Consider the following 23,912-nt stretch of genomic DNA (forward strand, 5'->3'; position numbering starts at 1 on the left):
CCGAAACTAGCCAATGCGATTCTCGACCGGATTCTACATCACGCAACAGTAATCACAATTGTAGGTGATTCATATCGTTTGAAGGATCATTTAGCCAAAGATTCTGAGTGATTTTGTGCATCATTAAGTGAGCGATTGTGTACATAATTTAGTTGACATTTATATGAAATCCCTTTTTCCTTTCCTTCATCTATGATCCTGTAATCGAATTGTATAACTGTGTACTGATAATAAAGCCGTTTCATTTTATCATCAAAAATGAAGTAGCCGACTATCTTTCAAGGCGATAGTCGGCTACTAAAGTTGTTTAAGTTTTTTTATTGCTTAAAATGATTATATCGAAGAACAATAAAGTTGTTTCTGTAGTGTTTAAAGAAATGAAAGTATTGTTTTAATGAAATACATGCTACTGAATTATGTCTATAGTTTATAGTTGTAAGATGAATAATAATGAATAAGGAGAATAATTAATATATAATTTAATAAGAACCAATGTAAGCAGGTGCTAAGAATGTAGCGAAAAAGCAGCTAAAACATTATCTGAAATTATGCCACATACTGTGGCTGTACCGGTAGAACATCTAGTTGGAAGGCAGAAATGGGTCATTGAAGAAGCCTTGAGGCTTGAGGAAAGCATTCAACTGATTGATGTGGAAATCCATTCTCTTTTTAGAGGAGATCCCGAAAAAGGAATTGAACCTCATCCTATATACGGAGTTACTTCTTTCTTTTCCTTTTGTAAGCGAAAATATTGCTTGTACTCTAATCGGTGTTATTGGTGATATAGATCGCTTTAATACATACAAAGAATTTAAGAAATACCTAGGTGTATCAGCTGAAAACTCTCAATCTGGTACTTCAGTACGCTCAGCAAAATAGACATATAGTGGTGTTCGAGATGCACGTCGGGTACTTTATCAGATGTCTATGATGATGTTAGCAAATGAAGTATATGAATTAGAAGAAAAACAAGAGCCAGTGTAATTGAACTAACAGGGAGGTTAGGAATAAAAAAGGTTAATATTGCAGTTATATAGATTTTATTTCTATAAGGAAATAAAGGGCGTTCTTACCAAATAATAGAAATACGTATTACGAAAGTAGGTTAATTAGGATGGACACTTTAATACTTACTAAAAGCGAAGTACAGCAGCTCTTGGATGTAAAAGAGTTACATTCAGAGTTAATAAGTGGCTTTAGGAATTATTCAATAAGGAATTCGTCTTCTGGTGTTCGTATTCGTTCAACTTTAAAAAATGATAATTCAAGTGCTATGATTCTTTTCCCAGGATTAATTAATGATATCCCTGCTTTTACCATAAAAAACCACGCAAAATTTCCTAGTGAAAAACCTGCGATTAAAGGGATAATTAACCTTTTTGATTTAAATACAGGAGAACTGCTGGCCATAATGGAATCCTCTTATATCACAGCTGTCCGAACTGGCTTAGCTGGGGCTATTGGTACTCACCTTTTGGCTCGAAAAGAAGCTCAAAAAGTGGCATTAATTGGAGCAGGTGCCCAAGGGAAGTTACAAATACAGTCATTGAGCTATTTAAGAGATTTCTCTGACATATTTATCTTCGATACTTTCGAATTAAATGCTATTACTATGGTTAATGAATTAAAAAATGAAATCAAGGCAAATTGGCACGTATGCCAATGCCTCGAAGAAGCAGTGGCAGATGCAGACATAATAATAACAGCAACCTGGTCTAAAAAGCCGTTTCTTTTCCCTCACTTAATTAAAAAAGGCACTCACATCACGACTCTCGGTCCAGATGAACCTTATAAAGCAGAGGTAGATGCAGAATTATTAAAACAGGCTATTTTTGTATGTGATGATAAAGAACTAGCAGTAAGTATGGGCGCCGCTGGTGGTGTGGGGCTAGATAAAAGCGTAATAAATTGTGAAATAGGGGAAATAATCGAAAACCCTAAACTAGGAAGAACGAATGAAGAACAAATAACGATCTATGGAATGGTGGGGTTGCCATTTCAGGATTTAGCTGGGGCTTGGCAGGTGTTCAAGAAAGCTAAAGAGATTAATATAGGAAAAATAATAAAATTTTTACAATAACCAAAAAACATTATTACAATAAGTAAATTACAGTAATTAATAAAAGATTGTGAATAATTGTACCTAGCTAACAGGGGATTTTCTTGAATAAGAACCAATAGTTTATTCATTTCCTTAAGTCCATTAAAATGCCAAAAATCCCTGTTTTTTGATCGAAATCAGGGATTTTTCTATCTTTAATGATTATAGTTTATTTTGATAAACACTACACTACATTTAATTAGGAAGGCGAATAGTCCAATAATCCGCCTCCTTTTATAAATCTCTGGTCAGCAAATCTGAATGAACAGGTGCTACGCCTAACTCTCTCGCCCAAATCGATAATTGACCAATATGATGAACTTCATGTGTAATAATGTGTTGAAGAATTTTTTTATGAGGCAATATAAGTTTATCACCATTTCTAGTTTTAATTAGTAAAGTTTTATCTTCGAAATTCTCTCTATGCTCATCTAAAAAGAGCATAGTATTGGCACACGTAGCAGAAGCATACAATTTTACATCATCTAAGCTTTTTATTGTCTCTATGTCTTTAACAATAACAGATTTTCCCCACATTTGATTGACCCATAGCTGCTCACAATCAATTACATGAAATAATGTATGAAGGAAGCTTCCCATCCCACCAATTCTCTTTTTGACTAATTCCTCATATGAAATTTCTCTGCACCATTGCATCCATTCATCTCTTATTTGCCAATTATATTGAAATAACTCCGTTAACATTCCAGTTCCACCTTCCATTAGATTAATTTAAGTTTTTTAATGCATATTCAATCCCATCTTCACCACAATCTTTTGGAACATAATCGGCTATTTCTTTAAGTTTTTATTTCCATTGCCTATCGCTACCCTTTATTTTTATGAAAATAATTATTTTTCTCGCTATTTACATATATATCATAACCTTCTAAACTATTATTACAATGTTTATTCATGTTTGAATCCATGGAGTATTGTTTATTCCCAGGGAGGAGATTCTCTTGTCAATAAAGTATATTGAAGGAAAAAAAGTCTATTTAAGACCTTATGGAACGGAAGAGGATAAGGAGTTATTGTATCAAGCTGTCTGTTCTGAAGTAATTAGTTCATTAACTGGAAATACGAAACCATTTACAAGAAAACAAATTGATGAATATGTGGAAAAAATCATGAGTGGTGATGACTCAAGGGTGGATTTTATTATCGTATGCCAAGAAAACCATTCACCTGTAGGAGAAGTAGTGTTAAACGAAATAGCAAATCGAAATGCCAATATCCGAATCTGCCTTTTTGAAGAAAAACTTTTAAACAAAGGTTATGGAACAGAAGCAATGAAATTAATGTTGGATTATGGATTCGGCAAACTCAACTTACATAGAATAGAACTCAGCGTCTATGATCATAACAAGCGCGGCATCCACGTCTATGAAAAGCTTGGCTTTAAAAAAGAAGGCGTTCTAAGAGAGTACTTATATAATAACCACCGCTATTACGACCTCATTATCATGAGTATGTTAGAAAATGAATATCGGGAAAAATATCTACATATGTAGCAAAGAAATAGCGTGGTTGAATTGGTAGTGAAGATGATTGCGAATGGTTGGTTTTAGAGAGCATAAATATGATTTGCTTAAGAACCTCTTCGAGACAAAAAAATGAAGGAGAATTCAAAAATGGAAGATGGAAATTTATTAAGGGATGACTTTATAATTATTACCGGCGGACCTGGCTCTGGTAAAACGACCCTGTTAGATGAATTACAGAAAAATAATTATAAGTATGTTCCTGAGGTTGCAAGGGAAATTATTAAAAAACAGATTTCTTCCAATGGTGATGCCCTGCCTTGGGGGAATGTAACAAAATATCGTGATCTAATGTTAGAACAATCCATAGAAAGCTATCTATCAGCATTAACGAACCCTTCAAGCCAACTTCTATTTTTCGATCGGGGCATTCCAGATACTCTTACCTATACACATTTGATAAACATTCCTGTTTCGAAACAACTTGAATCTGCCGTCAAAAGGTACAGGTATAACAAAAAGGTATTTATTTTACCCCCTTGGAAGGACATATACAAAACTGATGATGAGAGAAAACAAGTTTTTGAAGAAGCCGTCGCAACTTATAAAGCCATGTTTAGGACTTATGAGCAACTTGATTATGAGCTTATTGAGGTACCCAAAATAGGGGTGAAACAGAGAGCAAGCTTTATACTTAAGAATGTTATATAGTAAAGGAATTTTCAAAGTTAAGCCTATTTCGCAAATTGGGCGTGATTCGAGAAAGGAAGGGATTCCATTCCTTTCTCTTTTTTTAAAATTTTATTTTATAACATTAATTATTTATTCGCGTTATATTTTTTAAGTTGGTTTTTTACTAAATTCTATAAAATTAGTCGTCTTTACTATTTAATTGGTTATATATTTTTTTTAAAAGTTCATTGCTTTCTTTTTGTAAATTAATTACTTTTAATACAGTCCAGACTATGAACATAATTGGAATTAAATAAAAAAGTAGAAAGGTAATCCCCCCCATATTTTATCCCTCCCTTTTTTATATGGTTATATAAATATTAGTATATAATAAAATGGTTATATTTTTTATTCTTTCCTTTTTTTGTATTTAATGGTATATTATTGATGTAGTATTGTTTATACAATTAAAAAGGAGCTGTAAAAATGGGAAAATTGAAATGGCTAAGTTTTTTATTTGTTGTATCTGGTCTTTTATTTTTCAATATCAACTCCTTAGAAGTACATGCGGAATAAATATTAAGTAATGAATTTGAAATGACTTGACTTAACTAAAGATCAAAATCAAAAAGCCACATATTTTAATAAGGATGGAGAAGAAATTACAGTAAGTGTAGAAGCTGTAGAGCCGAGAGTAAACCTTTCCAGTGATTATTATTTTCCTTATGGGACATCTACTTATAAAGTTTCAGTAACTTCGTTGAAGATGGGAATGAGTTTTTATATAGATGTAAATGTCCCAAGATCAAATATAAATAATTCAAAGATTACTAAAGCATATGATCCAGATCATTGGATGATAGGAGGTAGTCTATCAGATACTTCTTTAACATATTCAAATAAAACAGCAAAATATTCAGCCAACGCTTCTTGGCTTGGAGGGATGGGCGGTTCAAGTGTCTGGGTAAAGGCAACTTTAAATGAGAATGTGTTAACAACTAGTTCAAGATTTTAAAAGTTTTATTTTTAATTGATATTTTGATACAGAAATCAAAACCACCCTTGATAACGGGTGGTTTGTTCTACGGCTGAAAGCCTTAGTTATGGAATTATGATTTTCCTTGTTTCAATCCCACATGGGTAAGATAAAAGCCAAAAATTCATTGATATCTATACACATTTTACAAAGTTTGCACTGCTATTTAAGTTCTTTCTAATCCTTACCCAATATCCTTCGTTTTTTTCTCAATAAAAATAAATTGTCGTCGCCCCCTAGCTGCATGGGTTCGACGACAACAAATTATCCAGACTCTTTTAAGCAAGACCGTACATATTTACTATCAAAAGATTTTCAAGTTACAGCTTTATTTTAATGCAAATTTTTTGATAGCGAGTGCGACGCCATCTTCGTCATTAGTGGCTGTTACCCAGTTTGCTGCTTTTTTTACGGTTTCTTGGGCGTTGCCCATGGCAATTCCGCAGCCTGCCTCGGTAATCATGGCCAAGTCATTGAGACTATCCCCAGCAGTCATCACTTCTTCCATGGAAATGCCTAGTCTTCGACATATGTTTCTAATGGCCTGCGCTTTGTTAACACCCTTTGCATTTACTTCAATGTTTGTTGGACTGGAATTGGATACTTCCAGGCGTTTATTGTTCATGAGTTGTTGCCAAATTTTTGCTCTTTTTTCGTCATCTTCTGTATTAAATCCAAATTTAAGCCAGCTATATTGATGAATGTCATTTGGTACGCTGCTTCGCCAATATCCTACTGAACTTACAGCCCAAAACATTGTATCATGTGTTTGCGCAAGATGCTGCAGCCACTCTATGATATCAGGGTCAATGACGTGTCTTTCCACTAATTCACCATTCTCTCCCCAAATTTCACTGCCATTTACAGTAATTAAATAAGAGGAAAGTTCAAGAGAAGTGGCATAGTCTCGACAATTTGACAACGGTCTGCCTGTACTTAATACAACGTGAATCCCTTTTTCCATCGCCTCTTTAATGGCTTGGCGGTTTCCAGGAGATACTTCATGTTTGCTGTTTAAAAGCGTTCCATCCATATCTAGTGCAATTAATTTAATGTCATGTTGTGGTTGAAAAACATCCATTGATTTTTTGCCTGCCTTTCTGTTTTTCATCTATATATGTCATCATTATTTCAATGCTTCATATCTCTTGCAGTAGAGTTCATAAGGTTTGTCCATACATGCTTCCCAAGATGATCTATATCGATTCATCACGTGAGCGTAATGTACATTTATATATTTGTAACATAGTTCGTATTTTTAATGGTTAATAACTGTTAATGAGCATCGGGCGATGTCTTTCTTGCAAAAATAAGAACAGTAATTGGTGAAGTGAGGAAAATGTTTGAGAGGAAAATAAAAAAATAGAAAACGTTGATCTAAGTGCCATTCTAACAAAGTGCATACTGCTGTCAAGCCTTGATACCTTTCGTTGTAAAGCTTATCAATAGCGAATATCTCTTGTTATCGCCTATTTGCTCTAACAACCTTAGAAAGCTGTTTTCTATTTAGATCGAGGGATGTCAATTTTTCATAGATAACAGGACGAGTCTCTTCTATTATAAACCTTTCTAAATTGATGCTGCCGCCGTTTCCAAAATGTTGACGACGACAGCATTCCATATCTATGTTTAAATCATTCCATATCCCTCAAGGGTGGGTCGGATTTCTTTTTGCAACTCTTCAGATGGAATATCCATCGGCATGCGCAAGATTGGGTCGATTTTGTTCATCATGCCGAGTGCTGCTTTGACTGGGGCAGGGTTTGTGTCTTTAAATAAGACATCGTTTAGTGGCATCAGCTCATAGTGGAGCTGCAACGCTCTGTCTCTGTCGCCCTCGAACCAAGCGTTGTGCATTTCTGCCACTTGCGCTGGAGCGACGTTGGCTGTGGCGCTAATGGAGCCTGCACCTCCAATGGTGAGCATTGGGTAGCAAAGCAGTTCGATTCCTGAGAATAAGAGAAAATCTTGTCCACATCTGTGCATAACCCGATTAATGTGTTCGAAGTCTTTGTTTGATTCTTTGGCGCCAACAATGTTTGGACAATCGTCAACGAGGCGGCCAATCGTCTCGACTTCCAAGTTAACAGCTGTCCGCCCAGGGATATTATAGATAATGACTGGGATATCAACCGAATCAGCGACTGTTTTGAAGTGCTTGTACAATGCATGTTGATTCGGACGATTGTAATAAGGCACAATGACCATGACTGCTGTTGCGCCCATGTCTTGCGCACACTTCGTTAAATACATCGTTTCTTGATGATTGGTCGAGCCTGTTGCTGGTATGACCGGAACTCTGCTATTGACTGTTCTGATTGCATTTTCCATTACTCTTATTCGCTCTTCTGTCGTTAAAGAGCTTGGCTCTCCTGACGTGCCGGTTACGGATATGCCATGGCTGCCGCTTTCAAGCTGCCATTGGATTAACGCTGACATTTTCTCTAAATCAACGTCACCTGTCTTTGTAAATGGTGTGATCACTGGTGCAATCGATCCTTTTAATTGTTGTTTGATTTCTGTTAACATGTTCTCGTACACTCCGTTTCTACAATGATTAATTTGCTTGTTGTTCTTCTATATATTTTTGCGCCCCAGGATGAAGGGGAATCGACATGCTTTCTAATGCCTCATCAATGTTGATGTTTTCTCCGCTGGAATGGATATTGGCAATGGATTCTTTTTCTTCAAAAATCGTTTTTGTCATATTATAGACTAATTCTTCAGACAAATCTGCACGTGTTGCAAGCATGACTTTAACGCCTGCGGTGATGATATCTTCATCTTGATTGTTGTAAGTGCCAGCAGGTATCACTACTTTATTTGAAAAGTAAGCATATTTTTCACCGATTGATTCGATCACTTCTTCATCAATCGATAATATGTTGATGTGATGCTGAGTCGCAATGTCGATAATCGCGGGAGCGGGAACACCGACATCTACTAGTGTTGCCTCTACTTGGCCGTCTTTTAATAGGTCAATTCCTTCACCGAACCCAGAATATTGAGCGTTAAGGTCATCTATTGATAGTCCATATTCGTTTAAGACAAGCTCTAAATTCAACATCGAAGAACTGCCAGGCTGGCCGACGACGACTTTTTTTCCTTTTAAATCGGCATATGACTCGATGCCTGAATCTGCCTTCACTACCATTTGCAATAAATTCGGATACACTGTCATGATGCCGCGAAGATTTTCATATTTTTCACCTTCGAACATTTCAATTCCTTCCGCGGCATAATAAGCGATGCCGGTTTCAAGCAGTCCCAAATCGGCATCCACCCTCCCTAACAAACGGGCATTTTCAACAGAGCCACCGGAAGTTTCGACGGTCACTTGGGCAATTCCTTTATCATTTATTACTTTTGCCATTCCTCCACCGAGCGGGAAAAATGTTCCTCCCTGGCCAGCAGTCACGAAAGAGAGCTTATCGACTTGCTCTTTTGATCGTTTTTTCGTGACATCCTTCTCTTCTTCTCCACATCCACTAACGATCGAGAGAAGGAAAACTGCCATGATCACATATAAATACTTACGCATTTTGTTGTCACCCTTTCTCTAATGATTTTTTTGATAGCGCTGCCATCCATAGACAAAGACAAGCACTATGAGTCCAATGACATCAGTAATCCATTCAGAAACAATTAACATGCCACCGCTAGCCAGCAACAAGATTCTTTGCAGCCATGTTGTTTTCGCAATAAAATACCCATTCAAACTTGCTGCAATCGCAATAATCGCTAATATAGCTGTCACGGTTGCAATGATGATTTCGATAATACTTCCTTGCCAGAGCAAGGCAGGGAAATAAACAAATAAAAATGGAATCAGAAATCCTATAAGTGCCACCCTTAATGTTTTAAAGGAAGCTGCCATTGGCGAGCATTTAGCGATTCCTGAAGCTGCATACGACGCCAAGGCAACGGGCGGCGTAATATCTGCGAAAACGCCAAAATACAAAATAAAAAGATGAGCGGCAAAGATCGGCACGCCTAATTGTTCCAACGCTGGCGCTGTTAACACAGACAACACAATATAAGTAGCCACTGTTGGCAAAGACATCCCTAATACAATGGAAGCAACCATCGTTAAGATTAAGCCGATAAGGATGTGCCCTTGGGCAAAAGAAATCACAAAATCTGTGAACTTTAGCCCTAATCCTGTCAGCGATACAACACCGATAATCATTCCAGCGCACGCCGTTGCACTCACAATACTGACCGATGTAACAGCAGCATCCTTTAAAGAGGACACGAGTGTTTTCACATTCATTCTCGATGATTTTTTGATCAGGCTTGCTGCAAGAAGAACAAAAATGCCGATATACGCTGCTTTCATTGGGCTTGCTCCCGTAAAGAGAACAATAAAGATCATCGCCATTGGCGCAAGAAATGGAAGCCCTTGAAAAAATATCTTTCTAAATTTCGGAATTTGCGCTTCTGGAATCCCTTCCAGCCCGATTTTCGCTGCTTCTAAATGAACATTCATATACAGGCTCAAATAATAGAGAATAGCTGGCAAAATCGCTGCCACGACAATATCCATATACGGAACACCGAGCATTTCCGCCATAATAAAAGCGGAAGCGCCCATAATCGGCGGCATAATTTGCCCACCAGTCGAAGCGCTCGCTTCAACTGCAGCCGCATACGTTGGTTTATAGCCAATTTTCTTCATTAAAGGAATCGTAAATGTTCCTGTACCGACGACATTGGCAATCGAACTGCCAGAAATGCTCCCCATTAAGCCACTTGCAAAAATTGAGATTTTTGCCGGTCCCCCTTTTGATTTTCCAGTAAGGCTAATGGCTAAGTCCATAAAGTATTTAGACGCTCCTGATCGTTCCAAAAACGCGCCAAATAAAATAAACAGAAAAACAAACGTTGCTGCGACACCGAGTGCAGTGCCAAAAATACCTTCTGTCGTTAAATACAAATGATGAATCATGCGACTAAAAGAATACCCATTATGTCCAAACATCCCTGGCAAATAATGCCCAAAAGTGGCATATAACATAAAAAATAAAGCAATGAGCGGCAGCGCCCACCCAATCGTCCGTCTCGCAGACTCTAACACTAGGAAAATCGCTGCAGACCCCATGATCATATCCATTGTCGTTGTCGAACCTGCCCGAAGAATGAAAGACTCAAAGTGAATCACAATATAAACTGTCACTGCAACGGAGAGCATTACCAACAATACATCAACAATTGAGAGTCTTTCCTGCTGTTTTTTCACAGCTGGATAGATCAGAAAACAGAGTACGAACGACAGCAATAGTACAATCGCTCGCTGCTTCATGGCAATGACTGAGCCAAAAACAGCGTAATACAACACAAAAAAAGACAAACAGATCGCTAGACCTGTAATGATCCATTGAACGAATGCGGCGTCTCTTTTCAAAATCAACTTAACACCTCCAAGACAATTCATTTGAAAAACAGCCATTATCTGCTTGCAGTATAAATACTTTACTTGCTAGCGTTTCTATAGGCTTAAATGCTGCTTCATCCGCTCGATTGCTTCTCGCAGTTGGGTTTCATCAACAGAAACCGCAAGCCTAAAATAGCCTTCTCCTCCAGGGCCGAAAGCACTTCCTGGTGTAATAATGACGCCTGTTTTTTCAAGAACAGCTGTTGCAAATGCTTTCGAAGTATAGCCAGCTGGCACTTTTGCCCAAACAAAGTATGTACTTTTTGGGGTCTCCTTCACTTCAATTCCGATGGAAGCAAGTGCTTCTGAAACTTCCTTTATTCGTTTGTAGTAGATGGCGTTATATTGATCAATGCATTCATATCCGCTCTTGAGCGCATGGGCAGCAGCTTTTTGGATCGGTGTAAATTGGCCTGTATCGGTATTGCTTTTATAAATAGATAGGGCTTGGATAATATCTTTATTGCCGACAATATAGCCGATGCGAAATCCAGTCATATTAAACGTTTTTGACAATGATCCAAGCTCCACCGCAATATCCTTAGCTCCATCGGCTTGCAAAATGCTTGGTGCTTGATAGCCATCGAAGGTTACCATGTTGTAGGCAGAATCGTTTGCAATCGCAATGCCATGGCTGCGGGCAAAATCGCATGCTTCTTGAAAAAAGGAAACATCCACAGCTGCAGTCGTAGGATTATTAGGATAATTAAGAAAAATAAGCTTAGACTGCGCGAGTATAGCTTGCGGTATTTCCGCAAAATCTGGCTTGTAGCCATGTTCCTCCACTAGAGGCAAACGATATTCATTTCCATTTGCTAAATATGTCGCCATTCGATAGACGGGATAGCTTGGATCTGGGATGATGACATAGTCGCCAGGATCAATTAACGAAGGAATAAGGTGAGCCACCCCTTCCTTGCAGCCAATGAGCGCTAATATTTCCGTTTCAGGATCAAGTACGACATCGAATTGTTTTTTGTAAAAATGCGCAATTGCTTCTCGATACTCCTGACAGCCGCGAAAATTTGGGTATTTAAAATTGTGATGATCTTGCAGCTCCTCTTTCAGTTTCTCAACAACATGGGCATGCGTCGGCAAATCAGGATCGCCCATACCTAAATCAATGACATGGACACCTGACTGCACCAACTTCTCTTTCATTTGTTTTATTTCTGCAAACATATAAGGCGGAATTTGTGACACTCTCTTTGATTGAAATTCCAACGTTTTTTCCTCCTTTTTTCACAAGTAAAACTAATATGTCGTTTTCGATCCTCCTTTCACGAACACACATTTTGTATGTTTGCATTTCATCTTAAAGTTTGTTTCAAAAAAAGTCAACACAATAAGAGTGTTTTTTCCAATATTTCACACATATTGTGTTAAACAGTTTATTTTGTCTCTCCTTTTCAGCTCTATTCATACCAGTGCTTTTTAGATAAGCTAGCTGTATGGCTGCGTTTTCAATACGCATTGTTTTTTACATACGTTTGTTTTTGTGCATCAGCCAATAAAGAAATGCAATAGTGACAATCATTTTTGTCTAAGCTATCTTATAAAGACAATAATGATTGCTGCTTCGTACAAAACAGGAACGGAGGTAAGCCATGAATATTGAAGAAGCTTTAAAAGTCGGAGAAATGAAAAATGCAACAATCATTGCCGGACACAAAGGGAAAACACGGGAAATCAATGCGGTAGAAGTAATGGAAGTGCCGGATATTAGCGAATGGCTTACAGAAGGAATTCTATTGGTGACAACCTTCTATTCCATTCGCAATAGTCCAGAAAAACAGATCGAAGTTTTTAAGGCATTGATTGAGGCAAAGGGAGCTGGTCTTGTTATTAAGATCGGCCGGTATATTCATCAGCTGCCGGAAGAAATATATGAACTAGCAGATGAATATAGCTTGCCTGTTATTTCCATACCAGTAGAAACATCATTTGTGAAAATCCTCACAGCTTTATTTGAAAAAATCTACGAGGAAAAATCGATTGGCGAACAGCGCCATTATCAATTGCTCTCATCTATGTTTGGCAAGGACAATATTGATTTAAATCAAGCAATGGAAGCTATTTCAAATTATACAAGCAGTCCGGTGTTTTTAGAGGATGCCAAATTTCGCTTGCTTGCTCATTCTGAAAAAGTCGTGAAGGATGAATGGCGAACAAAATTTATACTGCTTACGAGAGAAAAGCTCACCCCTTTGCACGAAGCATTAAAAAAGAAAATCGCTGACGGTGCAACTGTTGTGTTTTTAAATGAAAAACCGCTTCATCCTAGATTAATCTTACCTATTTACCATGAACATCATTTACTCGCTTATTTACACATTTTAACGGAGGATACGAAGCTGTTAAAACGGGAATATGAATCCGTCTTTTTGCAAATTTGCGAGCAAATCAAGCTTATCCTTACGAGAAATCAAGGTGCATTACAGTTTCGGAAAGCAAAAGAGTATGAATTTTTCCACAGTATTCTTGAGCAAGCTATTTCGATAGAAGTCATGACAAAGCAGGCAAAAGTGCTGCGCATCGATTTGGAAAAAAAACACGGCTTCTTTGTCATTAATTTTCATGATTATTTAGAAATGTTCGAGTCTACTGATCACATGATTGATATAAGAAATATTGCTTATCAGCACGCATACAAAATAATCGAACTTTATTTGGATCATTATCTATCGTTTTATCGCCATGGAAATCTGTTCGTGTTCTTTTCAGTTGTAGACAAGGAACTGCCGAACATGATCACGATCATTGAAAAGATAACGGAGCAATTATCGAACAAGCTTTCTTTTCCTTTTTTTGCAGGGATCAGTCACATCCATTCCGAGTTGCCAGATTTAAAAATTGCCTTTAAGGAAGCTTCTTTTGCCTTACAAATTGGGAAAGATCTAAAAAGCAAGAAACAAATTGCCTTATATGAAGATCTCGGTGTGTACCGCTACTTAATGAAATTAAAAGATGACGAGGAGCTTTTGGAGTATACAACATCGCTGTTAAATCCGCTTCTCCAGCATGATGCTGATCAGCATCAACGGCATTTATACAAGACGCTAAAGACATTTCTACAGGAAAATGGGAATCAAAAAAGAACAGCTGAAAAGCTATTTATCCATCGAAGAACATTAAAATACCGACTAGATAAAATGGAAGAGATGATGAATTTAGACTTGCAAGATAGTGATACACGATTATTAATTGGCATTGCAATGAAACTGTATGATTTAAACAATCCTTAAAGTTGCAACAACTGTTTTCCGAGGTGACTTTTAGTCACCTTCTTTATTTCCTCAAGAAACAAATATCTCCCATGGATATACAAAGTGGGTAATGAAAGCTTCATATTTTTACCCCTTTTGTGCATATACATACTTTTTCTAAAATTTATAATATATCAAAAAGGGGTTGACCGAAAGTGAAGGTTGGCATTATTCGCGTTTTTACAACAGAAGACCCACATATCCTTTATGAACACGGCAGGTTGATGAAAGAAAACCATGGCATCGAAACGATCACAAGATGTATTGATGATCAACCAAACGGCATTTACGATGCTGCATCCGAACAGCAAGCCATCCCTAAAATTGTCGCACTCGCTAAAAAGATGGAAATAGAGGATGGCGTTTCTATTATCACAATTAGCTGTGCGGCCGACCCTGCATTAGAAGAATGCAGAAAAGCGGTAGCGATTCCTGTATTAGGAGCAGGAAGCTGCGGTGCATTAACAGCTTTAATGATGAGTGGACAAGTTGGGGTACTCGGCATTACACAAGATGCACCGAAAGCGATAGCAAACTATTTAGGTGACAAAATGATCAAGCATCTTACACCAAAAGGCGTTTCTAAAACGACCGATTTATTAACAGAACAAGCTGCGGAAAATGCAGTTGCAGCTGCCAAAGAACTTCTCGATGCAGGTGCAACATCTATTTTATATGCGTGTACAGGGTTTTCAACAATTGGTTTATCTAAGACGTTAAGCCAACATGTCAACGTCCCGATTATTGATCTCGTTGATGCTCAAGCGCTTGCGGCTATAACGATGATGAGGGGGAAAGCGTATGAACCAAAAAACATTTGATTTTTCTTTTGTTATTTTTTCCATCCTTGTTGCGGTGCTTGGCGCCATTATTGGAATGCAAATTATCACAACATTAGGAATTACGCCAAATACTTCGATTATTGGGGCTTTAATTGCAATTGTCATCGCTAAAATCCCAATGCAAATGTTTTACAAGTATAAATCGATTGATAACCAAAACTTAGTTCAAACAACGATATCTGCTGCCACATTCGGTGCTGCGAACAGCTTGTTGATTCCCATTGGGATTCCTTTCGTATTAGGCAGATCAGATTTAATCATCCCTATGCTAATTGGTTCTGGGGTTGCACTTATTATTGATGCGCTTATCCTTTATAAAGTGTTTGATTCGAAGCTGTTTGGGGCTGATGAGACTTGGCCGCCAGGTGTCGCCACTGCCGAAGCATTAAAAGCAGGCGATCAAGGAGGAGCAAGGGCGAAGTTTCTCGGATTCGGTATATTAGGCGGGTTGGTTGGCTCGTGGGCTGGCATCCCAATGTCGGCTTTTGGTGTTGCATTTATTGGTAATATATGGGCATTATCCATGTTTGGCGTTGGATTGTTAATTAAAGGCTACGCAGAACCAATGTTCAATATTAACTTAGATAGCTACTATATTCCGCACGGCATGATGATTGGAGCCGGAATGATTGCGCTTATTCAATTCATTTTAGCGATGAGAAAAAAAGACAATGGTCAAACAGATGAAAGTAAACAAAACCATGTTTATACAAGAACAGATAAAGATGTAAGGCAAGGCTTCGGGCTCGGTTTCGCAGCTTACGTTGGAGGAGCAGTGTTATTAGCGCTTCTCGGCGGCTTAATGTCGGAATTATCATTTGGCAAGCTGATTCTATTTATCCTATTTGCAGCCTTTGCCGCTTTAGCTTCGGAAATTATTGTCGGAATTGCCGCCATGCATTCTGGTTGGTTCCCTGCATTTGCCGTTACACTTATTTCATTGATTATTGGCATGATGCTTGGATTTCCGCCGCTGGCCCTTGCACTATTAGTCGGCTACACCGCTGCAACAGGGCCAGCATTCGCCGACCTTGGCTATGACTTTAAAAGCGGCGTCTTGATTAGACAAGCCAATACAGAAATGGAGCTTTACGGCAGAAAAATGCAGCTGATTAGTGCTATGATCGGCTTTGTCGTTGCCATTGTAATGGTAGCTGCTTTCCATCACGTCTTTTTCGCAAAAGATTTAGTGCCGCCTGTTGATAGAGTGTATGCTACAACAATCGAAGCAGGTTTATCAGGAAATACGGCAAAAATGCTATTCCTATGGGCGATCCCAGGTGCTCTTATTCAGCTAATCGGCGGCTCAAAGCGGCAAATGGGAATTTTACTCGCAACGGGGCTGTTGATTTTCAACCCACTAGCCGGATGGGCAGTGATCGTCGGCTTAATTATCCGTGTCGTCGTCTTAAAAGTACGAGGACCAGAAGCAGAAAATACGATGTACACAACAGCAGCAGGCTTTATTGCTGGAGATGCTTTATATAGCTTCTTTACATCGATCTGGAAAGCAAGATAAGTAATTCCTGTCTATAAGACCTTCCCTCTAGAGAGGGAGCATTGGCTGAAGCATCCATGCTCCCCGCTAGCAAAAAATAACGAAGTGGTGATGCATCATGACAGTAATAACACTAGATGAACAAACTGTTCAAGAAGCAGTGTATGGCGGTGCCATCCTTGGTGGAGGCGGCGGCGGCTGGATAAAGGATGGATTGAGCAAAGGAAAGCTCGCCTTAGAAGTCGGAGCCCCTACCCTCAAAACAGTCGATGCTTGCAGCGATAATGATATCGCCGCCTGCGTCGCCTTAGTCGGGGCGCCGGCAGCGAAAGAGCAATATGTAGATGCAAGCCAATTGTTCTCAACAGTAGAGCTGCTGGACAAAAATTACCCTGGCAGAATCTCGGGTTTGATCACAAATGAAAATGGAGCTTCAACGACGATCAACGGCTGGCTGCAATCAGCATTAACCGGCCTCCCGGTCATCGATGCTCCCTGCAATGGACGAGCGCACCCTACTGCTTCAATGGGTTCGCTGAACTTAACAGAACTGCCTGACTATGTTTCCTATCAAGCAGCAGCGGGCGGGAAAGGGATGCGAAGCATCGAAGCTTTTGTCAGCGGTCATATCAACTATACGTCCAATGTCATCCGATCGCTTTCTGTTGAAGCAGGCGGCATGGTCGGTGTTGCCCGTAATCCAATTTCGATCCGCTATTTAAAAGAACACGCAGCTGTTGGCGGAATCCAACAAGCGATTGCGTTGGGAAAAGCATATTTAAAAGAGAAAGAAGCGATCAATCGCATTGAAGTTGTTGCTGAAAAGCTGCAAGGAAGAATCATCAAAGTAGGCACTGTCCAGCACTGTACCATTGTGACCGAAGGCGGTTTTGATACTGGGACTGTCTATGTCGATGATTTAGAGCTCACTTTTTGGAATGAATATATGACTGCGGAATGGAATGGTGAACGAAAAGCAACGTTTCCTGACCTCATCATGACATTTGATGCTGAAACAGGTATGCCGCTCGTAAGCGCTGAAATCACCAAAAATAGAAAAGTGGCTGTGCTTGCTGTTCCTAAAGAATCGCTCCTATTGAGCGCAACGATGTCCAATCCGAAACTGCTTAAAACAATTGAAACCATCGTAAAAAAACAAATTGTGTACTAACAAAATAACGAACATCTTAGATAGAGAGGAAGATTGTTATGTCATTAAAACATACATTACAAACAATAGATTTAATAGACGATGCCCATGTGAACGGTGAAAAAGTAGTCGCCTTATTTCAAAACTACGAACACGTCGAGGCTTCCTCTGAAACAGTCAAAGGAGAAAAAGGCAGTACAGATTTTATTAAAATAATCATTAAAGGGAAAAACGGGAAATCCGTCAATGGTGACGCCCCAACGTTTGGCATTATTGGCCGTTTGGGAGGAATCGGGGCGCGTCCAAGCCGCATTGGGATGGTATCAGATGCTGATGGAGCCGTTGCTGCCATTGCTGCTGCATTGAAATTAGCGGACATGTCTACAAAAGGAGATCGCCTTGCAGGAGATGTGGCAATTACAACTCACATCTGTCCACATGCACCGACAGAACCACACGAACCTGTTGACTTCATGGGCTCTCCAGTTGATATTTTAACGATGAACAAATATGAAGTTTTGCCAGAAATGGATGCAGTTATTTCGATCGATACAACGAAAGGAAATCGCGTCATTAATCATAAAGGGATCGCCATCTCCCCTACTGTAAAGGAAGGCTATATTTTACGTATTAGTGATGATCTCGTTCGCATCAAAGAAATGGTTTCAGGCCAATTAGCAGTAACGTTTCCAATTACGACCCAAGATATTACGCCATACGGGAACAATGTCTACCACATTAACAGTATTCTTCAGCCAGCAGTTGCAACCGATGTGCCTGTCGTTGGTTTAGCGATTACAGCGGAATCGGCAGTACCTGGATGTGGAACAGGCGCAAGCCATGAAACAGATATTGCATTAGCAGCGCGATATGTCGTAGAAGCTGCCAAAGAATATACAGCAGGAAAAGCAAGCTTTTACGATGAAGCTGAATTTGCCACTTTAACTAAATTGTACGGCTCCATGAAAGTTTTACAAACGTTAGGGAAGGAATAATAATCGATGCAAACGAAAGTGGGACTTATTACGATCGGGCAATCTCCACGAGTCGATATGACACCTGAAATGCAGGCGATTCTCGGAAACGATATCCAGATTGTCGAGGCAGGCGCATTGGACGACTTAACAAGAGAAGAAATCGCAGCACTCGCTCCTCAACAAGAAGAAGCAACCTATGTCTCAAGATTAACAACGGGCGAGTCTGTTAAACTCTCAAAAAAGCTCGTTACGCAAAGACTACAAGAAAAAATAACCGAAATCGAGCCGCAAGTTACTAGCATCATCATTGCGTGCACAGGCAACTTCCCTTCTTTTCAACATGAAAAATTAATCCTGTATCCTGACCGGATTTTACGTGCTGTCGTCAATGGATTAATCGACAAACAAACGTTAGGGATTATCGTCCCTTTACCTGAACAAAAAGAAACTTTGAAGCAAAAGTGGGATGGGATCACCGTTCTTGTCGAAAGCGCCTCTCCTTATGCAGATGATGATTTTATCGCTCCTGCCGAAACATTGCGAAAAGCAGGCGCTAGTATGATTGTACTAGATTGTATGGGTTATACGGAGGAGCATCGAAAAATCGTTCAAGAAGCAAGCAATCTGCCCGTTATTCTATCACGCAGTATTGTTGCGAGGGTTGCAGCAGAACTCGCATAAAAGCGGAAAGACGTTATCCTAAAATTCAGCAGGACATGCTATCAATTGCGTTATAAGCCGGGGTGTATGACTTATAAGCCTATTATTAAACAGGGGAGGAAACTTTCTCCCCACCTTTTTATTTAGGACTTATAAAAAAACACCTATCACTTTTTTTCAACCATGCTCATTTACTCGAAAGGTCGGTGAACGGCTATGAGAATCTTTGCTTTGCTTGTGCTCAGTTTGCTATGGGGATCAACATTTTTGTGGACCAAAATATTATTAGTCGATTTCCACCCGTTCGCCATCGTTTTTTATCGATGTTTATTCGGTTTAATCATGCTTTTGCCTATTATTTTTATGAAAGGCTTGCAAAAGCAATTAATACCGACAAAATCACTTATATTTACCGCTGCTCTCGGAGCCGCGATCCCATGGACGCTGATGACATACAGTCAACAATATTTAGATACAACAATTAGCGGCATCATCAACGCCCTTAGTCCTATTTTGACCATTATTCTATCTGTCCTGCTATTTAAAAAACAGGCGAACTTCTCCGAATGGATAAGTGTAGGAATAGGCTTTAGTGGTATGATGATGATTTTTCTGTTTCAGCAGCACTTTGAGGCTTCTAATCAAATAGTAGGCACGGTTATTCTTCTATGCGCAGCAGCCTGCTATTCGTTGACTTCCTTATTAACGGACAAATATCATCAAGCTGTTTCACCTTACATATTAGCGGTTTGGACGTTAACGATCGCTGTCGTCATATGCGGGCTGCTTGCATTCATTGTGCAGCCAGATCATATTGTTCACGTCCTCTCGCCTGTTCATCTCCTTATTTTCGTTATTTTTGGTATGCTAAGTTCAGGTATTGGCTATGTATTATTTTATTATCTTGTCCATGAAGGCGGTCCCGTCTTCGCAGTCTTTGTCACTTTCCTCATGCCATGCGTTACTTTCTTATTAGGCGCTGTCATTTTAGATGAAGTGATTACATGGAATATGGGCGCTGGACTAGTTCTCGTGTTAACAAGTATCATGTTTTTAACAAAAGGAAAACAGAAAAGGAGCTGGAAACATGTTAAAAAGCATTATCAAAAATCTATTTGATCATAATTTATATGCTGCCCAAGACGATCACATCCTTGTCGTCGCTGACTTCGAAAAAGAAACACTAGCACGAAACGTTTATCAAGCGATCATTGATAATCACTATTCCGCGGAATTCATTATCATGGAAACACGGTCAAAATCAGGTGAAGAACCGCCGGCAAGCGTCGTCGCTGCCATGGAGCAAGTTACAATCTGCCTTTGCATCACAGAACATTCCTTAACCCATACATTAGCGCGCAAAGCTGCCAGTGCTAAAGGCGTAAAAGTAATCACAATGCCCGGCGTTACAGAAGACATGTTCACCGAAGGCGCATTAAAAGCAGACTATCGACAAGTCAAACAACTTACGAATGAAGTAACAAACATATTAGATGCAGGGAAAAGCGTCACGATCAAAACAGGCGAAAACGGAGAATATGAACTAACAATCGACGTCGAAGGCCAAAACGGCATCAGCAGTACAGGCGTATTTGAACAGAAAGGCGACTCCGGCAACCTCCCTTCCGGCGAAAGCTACATCGCCCCTGTAAAAGGAAAAGCAAACGGCAAAATCTTAATCGACGGCTCCATCGCCGGCATCGGCAAACTCTCAATGCCGATTATATTAACCGTTGAAGACGGACGCCTCACTGAAGCAGAAGGCAATACGGGCGAACAATTACTCGCTATCTTAGGAACTGGCGATGGCCGCTTCCTCGGAGAACTAGGAATCGGCACAAACCATACCGCCCGCGTCACCGGCAACATCCTTGAAGACGAAAAAGCATACGGAACCGTCCACGTTGCCTTCGGTACCAATATCACCTTTGGCGGAACGATCAATGCCGGTGTCCACATCGACTGCGTAACACTAAAACCACAACTCGCAATCGATGGAAAAATCATCGTTGAGAATGGACAAGTTTCTGTTGTATAACAAGTGAAGGAAGAAAATGAAACTGGAACAGAGCTCGATCTTACGGTCTTTTGACAGGTGGATTGGCTCTGTTTTTGTTTTGGGAGTAAAAGTCGGTAAGGATGAGAAAAAGACTAAGAAAGAAAATCCCAAAAAAGAATTACTTAAGAATAGGTCGCTATTACGAAACAAAAAAATCTATTAGTTTAACAAAATGTTCAATGTGTTAAACTAATAAACATTCAAACTCAATAGCCAATCCCTTTTACTACCAAGGGGTTGGCTATTTTTAATGTACCCGACATGGGCTAAATCTTGGTGGTGATAATCGACTTGCATTATTCACTTTCATTTTTAATTTTTAAAAAATTGATTTAATAAAAATCATGTCACAAAACAGCTCTTTGAACTGTTATAAGGGTACAGTTGACTGATAAAGTGAAACTTCCATCAGTGGGGGTTTTCTCTCATCCCCCACTGATGGGAAGTAGAACAAAGGCTAAGGACGCAACGTCCTCGAAAAAGGAAACCGCTTTTTCTTCGTGCGATGTATCACTGCCGAAGCTTTCCTTGTCCTGTTGCAACGCCTTTGTGACCGACATCCCTGTCGGCCCGAACCAATCGGACATTTGACTTTCAGTTATCCCCCACCTAGACTTCTCGATTACTCTAACTCCCCGAGGTGGGGGTCTTACTGCCAGTTAGATGTGGGATAAATAATAGGAGGTGAGACTATGGAAGAAATAGGCATTGGGAAAAGGTTTGTTAATGGCGGAGAAGATGAACTGGAAGAGGTAATCAATCTCTATGGTGAAAAACTCCTTCGCTATGCAACGGCAATTCTATGTGATTATCATGAAGCAGAAAATATTGTACAAGAAGTCTTTCTCTCAGCCTATCAAAATCGGAATACTTTTGATGGCAATAACCTCTCCTCATGGTTTTACAAAATTACATATAATCGCTGTTTAAATCAGCTTAAAAAGCGTAAGATCCTATATTTTCATGAAATTCGTAGTGAAATTTTACCAGAAGTTTTACCAGAGAAAGATAAAGGTTTAAGTGATGAGACGCTTCGTGCCTTACAGAAGCTTAAACCAAAGGAGCGTGCCTTGTTATATGGGCGGATAATGGATACGCGGAGTTACGAGGAACTATCTCAGCTTACAGGAAGTTCCCCCGCTGCTTTACGGAAGCAATACCAGAGGGCTAAAGATAAATTGGTTAAATATCTAAATTTCGAATATTGTAGAAAGGAGTCTAAATATGAGCAAATTTGATATGGAAGAACAAAATATCTATGATATGCTTTCTAAAATCACTGTTGATTCAAGTACACTTACAGAACAGGTTAAAAGCAGATTGCATGAGGAAAGTCCGCATATACCTGCTAAACAGCATAGACGATGGGCAAAGCCAACGGTTGCAGTTATCGTGATGTCGTTCATGTTAGTTGTTAGTGTAACTGCTGCAGCTATAGGAAATTTCGATTGGTTTATAGAGAGATTTAATCCTTCTTTTGGTAATATTATTGAGCCAGTTGAAGCCCATAGTGAAGACAAAGGAATCCGAATGGAGGTTATAGGTGCACAGAAATATAATAATCGGGCAATTATTTACCTATCTCTTCAGGATATAACAGGTCAAAACAGGTTGACGGAACAGACTGATTTTAAAGACGGATTCGGTGTGAAAGTGCATTCAGGAACAAAAGAGGGGGCCAGAGGTGAAGACGAGGCTTCAGTGGCCAGCATGTCATGGAAACAAAAAATGCTTTATTTTGATAAAGATACGAATACCATTTATTATGAGTTTAATATAACGGCTGATCCAGACTCACCATTAGCAGATCCGTTGGAGCTTGGCAGTTTCCTTATATCTTTTGACAGAAAAGAATATGCAGACGAACCCATTTCCGTATCCCTTACAGGAATTGAAGGAGTAGAAACGATACCTGTTAAGAAAGAACAGATTTGGATGTGGGGAGGCACCAATAGGCCAGATGATCTAAATCCATTAACAGAGATACTTACGCCAGGGAATTATGCTGATATGCCTCACGGTGAAAAAGATCAATGGGTTTCAGCTATAGGTATAATTGATGGAAAATTGCATGTGCAGATAGGCCAAGTTTTTAATAAAGAGTTTGGCCCTAGTGATGCCGCGCTTTCTCTAAAGGGTCCAGACGGTAATTTCGTATCTCACGATTATAGTTTGGCATTCCTCAGTGATGGGGAAAATAGCATACTTGATCATGAAAATATCGATTATGATGATGTTCTATATAAATATGAAGAAAGCGTATTTTCTGTAAACCTTGAAGATCTTAGTAAATATACCCTTCATTATACTGGTTCGGTTTCTTCTGGGGTTGAAGGCAACTGGAAGGTGGCGGCAAATTTAAGTGATACAACGTCCAATTTGCGTACTTGGAAAAATGAGGTTTCCGTTGAAGGTCATTTATTTGAATATATAACCCTCAGTCCTTTAGGATTACAAGTAATCGGTACCTATAAAGGAGAGAATTGCATGGTCGATGATATGTTACTTGAAGTTGAAACTGTAGACGGTATTATCCCATTGGAAGGTGGTGGAGGAAGCCGAAACTCTGATGAACATACCTTTGAATCAAGTTGGGATACGAAAGAACCTCTAGATGTTACCAAAGTTACAGCTATCATTATTAATGGCACTCGAATACCGATTAAATAACAAGATGATTAAAATAAAATTAGGGATATATTTTTTATACAGACAGAATACTTCTACTATAAG

The 23,912-nt window shown here is 39.3% G+C and carries 21 protein-coding genes and 2 pseudogenes; 16 read left to right on the forward strand and 7 right to left on the reverse strand.

What is annotated here, in order from left to right:
* From J2S08_RS19900 to J2S08_RS19910, 3 genes and pseudogenes are all read left to right on the forward strand, one after another.
* Nucleotides 1-111: ATP-binding protein (locus tag J2S08_RS19900; protein ID WP_307232746.1), on the forward strand; the 111-nt coding region annotated here is incomplete at its 5' end.
* A 387-nt stretch (nt 112-498) separates the two neighbouring features.
* Nucleotides 499-945 (forward strand): annotated as a pseudogene (locus J2S08_RS22785) (transposase); the annotation flags it as partial.
* Nucleotides 946-1,114: 169 nt separating this feature from the next.
* Nucleotides 1,115-2,080 carry an ornithine cyclodeaminase family protein gene (locus J2S08_RS19910; RefSeq protein ID WP_307232675.1) on the forward strand — a complete coding sequence of 322 codons (966 nt, stop codon included), beginning with the start codon at nt 1,115-1,117 and terminating at the stop codon, nt 2,078-2,080.
* A 255-nt stretch (nt 2,081-2,335) separates the two neighbouring features.
* Here the strand turns inward: J2S08_RS19910 and J2S08_RS19915 are convergent, their stop codons facing one another.
* Nucleotides 2,336-2,806, reverse strand: coding sequence for a DinB family protein (locus J2S08_RS19915; protein WP_307232678.1), 471 nt, complete (start codon nt 2,804-2,806; stop codon nt 2,336-2,338).
* Nucleotides 2,807-3,063: 257 nt separating this feature from the next.
* On the opposite strand from J2S08_RS19915, the gene J2S08_RS19920 reads away from it, so the two are divergent.
* Both J2S08_RS19920 and J2S08_RS19925 read left to right on the forward strand, forming a co-directional pair.
* Entirely contained in the window at nt 3,064-3,615 is a 552-nt protein-coding gene (locus tag J2S08_RS19920) for a GNAT family N-acetyltransferase (protein WP_307232680.1), read from the forward strand.
* Nucleotides 3,616-3,735: 120 nt separating this feature from the next.
* A complete protein-coding gene (locus tag J2S08_RS19925; protein ID WP_307232681.1) occupies nt 3,736-4,296 on the forward strand; it encodes an AAA family ATPase in 561 nt (186 codons plus the stop codon).
* Between the two features lie 160 nt (nt 4,297-4,456).
* Here J2S08_RS19925 and J2S08_RS19930 read toward each other — a convergent pair whose 3' ends face one another.
* Entirely contained in the window at nt 4,457-4,600 is a 144-nt protein-coding gene (locus J2S08_RS19930; RefSeq protein ID WP_307232683.1) for a hypothetical protein, read from the reverse strand.
* 273 nt (nt 4,601-4,873) lie between these two features.
* Between J2S08_RS19930 and J2S08_RS19935 the strand changes: the two are divergent.
* Nucleotides 4,874-5,272 (forward strand): annotated as a pseudogene (locus J2S08_RS19935) (DUF5626 family protein); the annotation flags it as partial.
* Nucleotides 5,273-5,621: 349 nt separating this feature from the next.
* Here the strand turns inward: J2S08_RS19935 and J2S08_RS19940 are convergent.
* From J2S08_RS19940 to J2S08_RS19960, 5 genes are all read right to left on the reverse strand, one after another.
* Complete coding sequence (locus J2S08_RS19940) at nt 5,622-6,404, reverse strand: Cof-type HAD-IIB family hydrolase (protein ID WP_307232685.1); 783 nt, start codon at nt 6,402-6,404, stop codon at nt 5,622-5,624.
* Between the two features lie 518 nt (nt 6,405-6,922).
* Nucleotides 6,923-7,822 (reverse strand): 2,4-dihydroxyhept-2-ene-1,7-dioic acid aldolase, encoded by a 900-nt coding sequence (hpaI, locus tag J2S08_RS19945; RefSeq protein WP_307232687.1) that lies wholly within the window; start codon nt 7,820-7,822, stop codon nt 6,923-6,925.
* Between the two features lie 28 nt (nt 7,823-7,850).
* The gene (locus J2S08_RS19950; RefSeq protein WP_307232690.1) at nt 7,851-8,834 is read right to left on the reverse strand and encodes a TAXI family TRAP transporter solute-binding subunit; all 984 of its coding nucleotides are present in this window, start codon (nt 8,832-8,834) and stop codon (nt 7,851-7,853) included.
* Between the two features lie 18 nt (nt 8,835-8,852).
* Nucleotides 8,853-10,703, reverse strand: coding sequence for a TRAP transporter permease (locus tag J2S08_RS19955; protein ID WP_307232692.1), 1,851 nt, complete (start codon nt 10,701-10,703; stop codon nt 8,853-8,855).
* Between the two features lie 78 nt (nt 10,704-10,781).
* Nucleotides 10,782-11,951: an LL-diaminopimelate aminotransferase gene (locus J2S08_RS19960; RefSeq protein WP_307232694.1), complete on the reverse strand. Its 1,170-nt coding sequence runs from the start codon at nt 11,949-11,951 to the stop codon at nt 10,782-10,784.
* Between the two features lie 383 nt (nt 11,952-12,334).
* Between J2S08_RS19960 and J2S08_RS19965 the strand changes: the two genes are divergently transcribed.
* The 10 genes from J2S08_RS19965 to J2S08_RS20010 all read left to right on the forward strand — a co-directional run bounded on the left by J2S08_RS19965 (nt 12,335) and on the right by J2S08_RS20010 (nt 23,849).
* The gene (locus tag J2S08_RS19965) at nt 12,335-13,972 is read left to right on the forward strand and encodes a PucR family transcriptional regulator (RefSeq protein ID WP_307232696.1); all 1,638 of its coding nucleotides are present in this window, start codon (nt 12,335-12,337) and stop codon (nt 13,970-13,972) included.
* A 176-nt stretch (nt 13,973-14,148) separates the two neighbouring features.
* Nucleotides 14,149-14,814, forward strand: coding sequence for an aspartate/glutamate racemase family protein (locus J2S08_RS19970; protein ID WP_307232698.1), 666 nt, complete (start codon nt 14,149-14,151; stop codon nt 14,812-14,814).
* On the forward strand, nt 14,795-16,354 hold the full coding sequence (locus tag J2S08_RS19975; protein WP_307232700.1) for an OPT/YSL family transporter: 1,560 nt from the start codon (nt 14,795-14,797) through the stop codon (nt 16,352-16,354). Before J2S08_RS19970 ends, J2S08_RS19975 begins: the two co-directional genes overlap by 20 nt.
* 97 nt (nt 16,355-16,451) lie before the next feature.
* Nucleotides 16,452-17,504 carry an S-methyl thiohydantoin desulfurase domain-containing protein gene (locus J2S08_RS19980; protein WP_307232702.1) on the forward strand — a complete coding sequence of 351 codons (1,053 nt, stop codon included), beginning with the start codon at nt 16,452-16,454 and terminating at the stop codon, nt 17,502-17,504.
* 38 nt (nt 17,505-17,542) lie between these two features.
* The gene (locus tag J2S08_RS19985) at nt 17,543-18,478 is read left to right on the forward strand and encodes a DUF1177 domain-containing protein (protein WP_307232704.1); all 936 of its coding nucleotides are present in this window, start codon (nt 17,543-17,545) and stop codon (nt 18,476-18,478) included.
* Nucleotides 18,479-18,484: 6 nt separating this feature from the next.
* The gene (locus tag J2S08_RS19990) at nt 18,485-19,141 is read left to right on the forward strand and encodes an AroM family protein (RefSeq protein WP_307232706.1); all 657 of its coding nucleotides are present in this window, start codon (nt 18,485-18,487) and stop codon (nt 19,139-19,141) included.
* Nucleotides 19,142-19,336: 195 nt separating this feature from the next.
* Nucleotides 19,337-20,239 (forward strand): DMT family transporter, encoded by a 903-nt coding sequence (locus tag J2S08_RS19995; RefSeq protein ID WP_307232709.1) that lies wholly within the window; start codon nt 19,337-19,339, stop codon nt 20,237-20,239.
* The gene (locus J2S08_RS20000) at nt 20,208-21,158 is read left to right on the forward strand and encodes an aminopeptidase (RefSeq protein ID WP_307232710.1); all 951 of its coding nucleotides are present in this window, start codon (nt 20,208-20,210) and stop codon (nt 21,156-21,158) included. Before J2S08_RS19995 ends, J2S08_RS20000 begins: the two co-directional genes overlap by 32 nt.
* A gap of 713 nt (nt 21,159-21,871) precedes the next feature.
* Entirely contained in the window at nt 21,872-22,417 is a 546-nt protein-coding gene (locus J2S08_RS20005) for an RNA polymerase sigma factor (RefSeq protein ID WP_307232711.1), read from the forward strand.
* Nucleotides 22,404-23,849, forward strand: coding sequence for a hypothetical protein (locus tag J2S08_RS20010; protein WP_307232713.1), 1,446 nt, complete (start codon nt 22,404-22,406; stop codon nt 23,847-23,849). The genes J2S08_RS20005 and J2S08_RS20010 overlap by 14 nt, the downstream gene beginning before the upstream one ends.
* Nucleotides 23,850-23,912 lie beyond the last annotated feature (63 nt).

Source organism: Bacillus chungangensis (assembly GCF_030812995.1).
GTDB lineage: Bacteria > Bacillota > Bacilli > Bacillales > Bacillaceae_C > Bacillus_CF > Bacillus_CF chungangensis.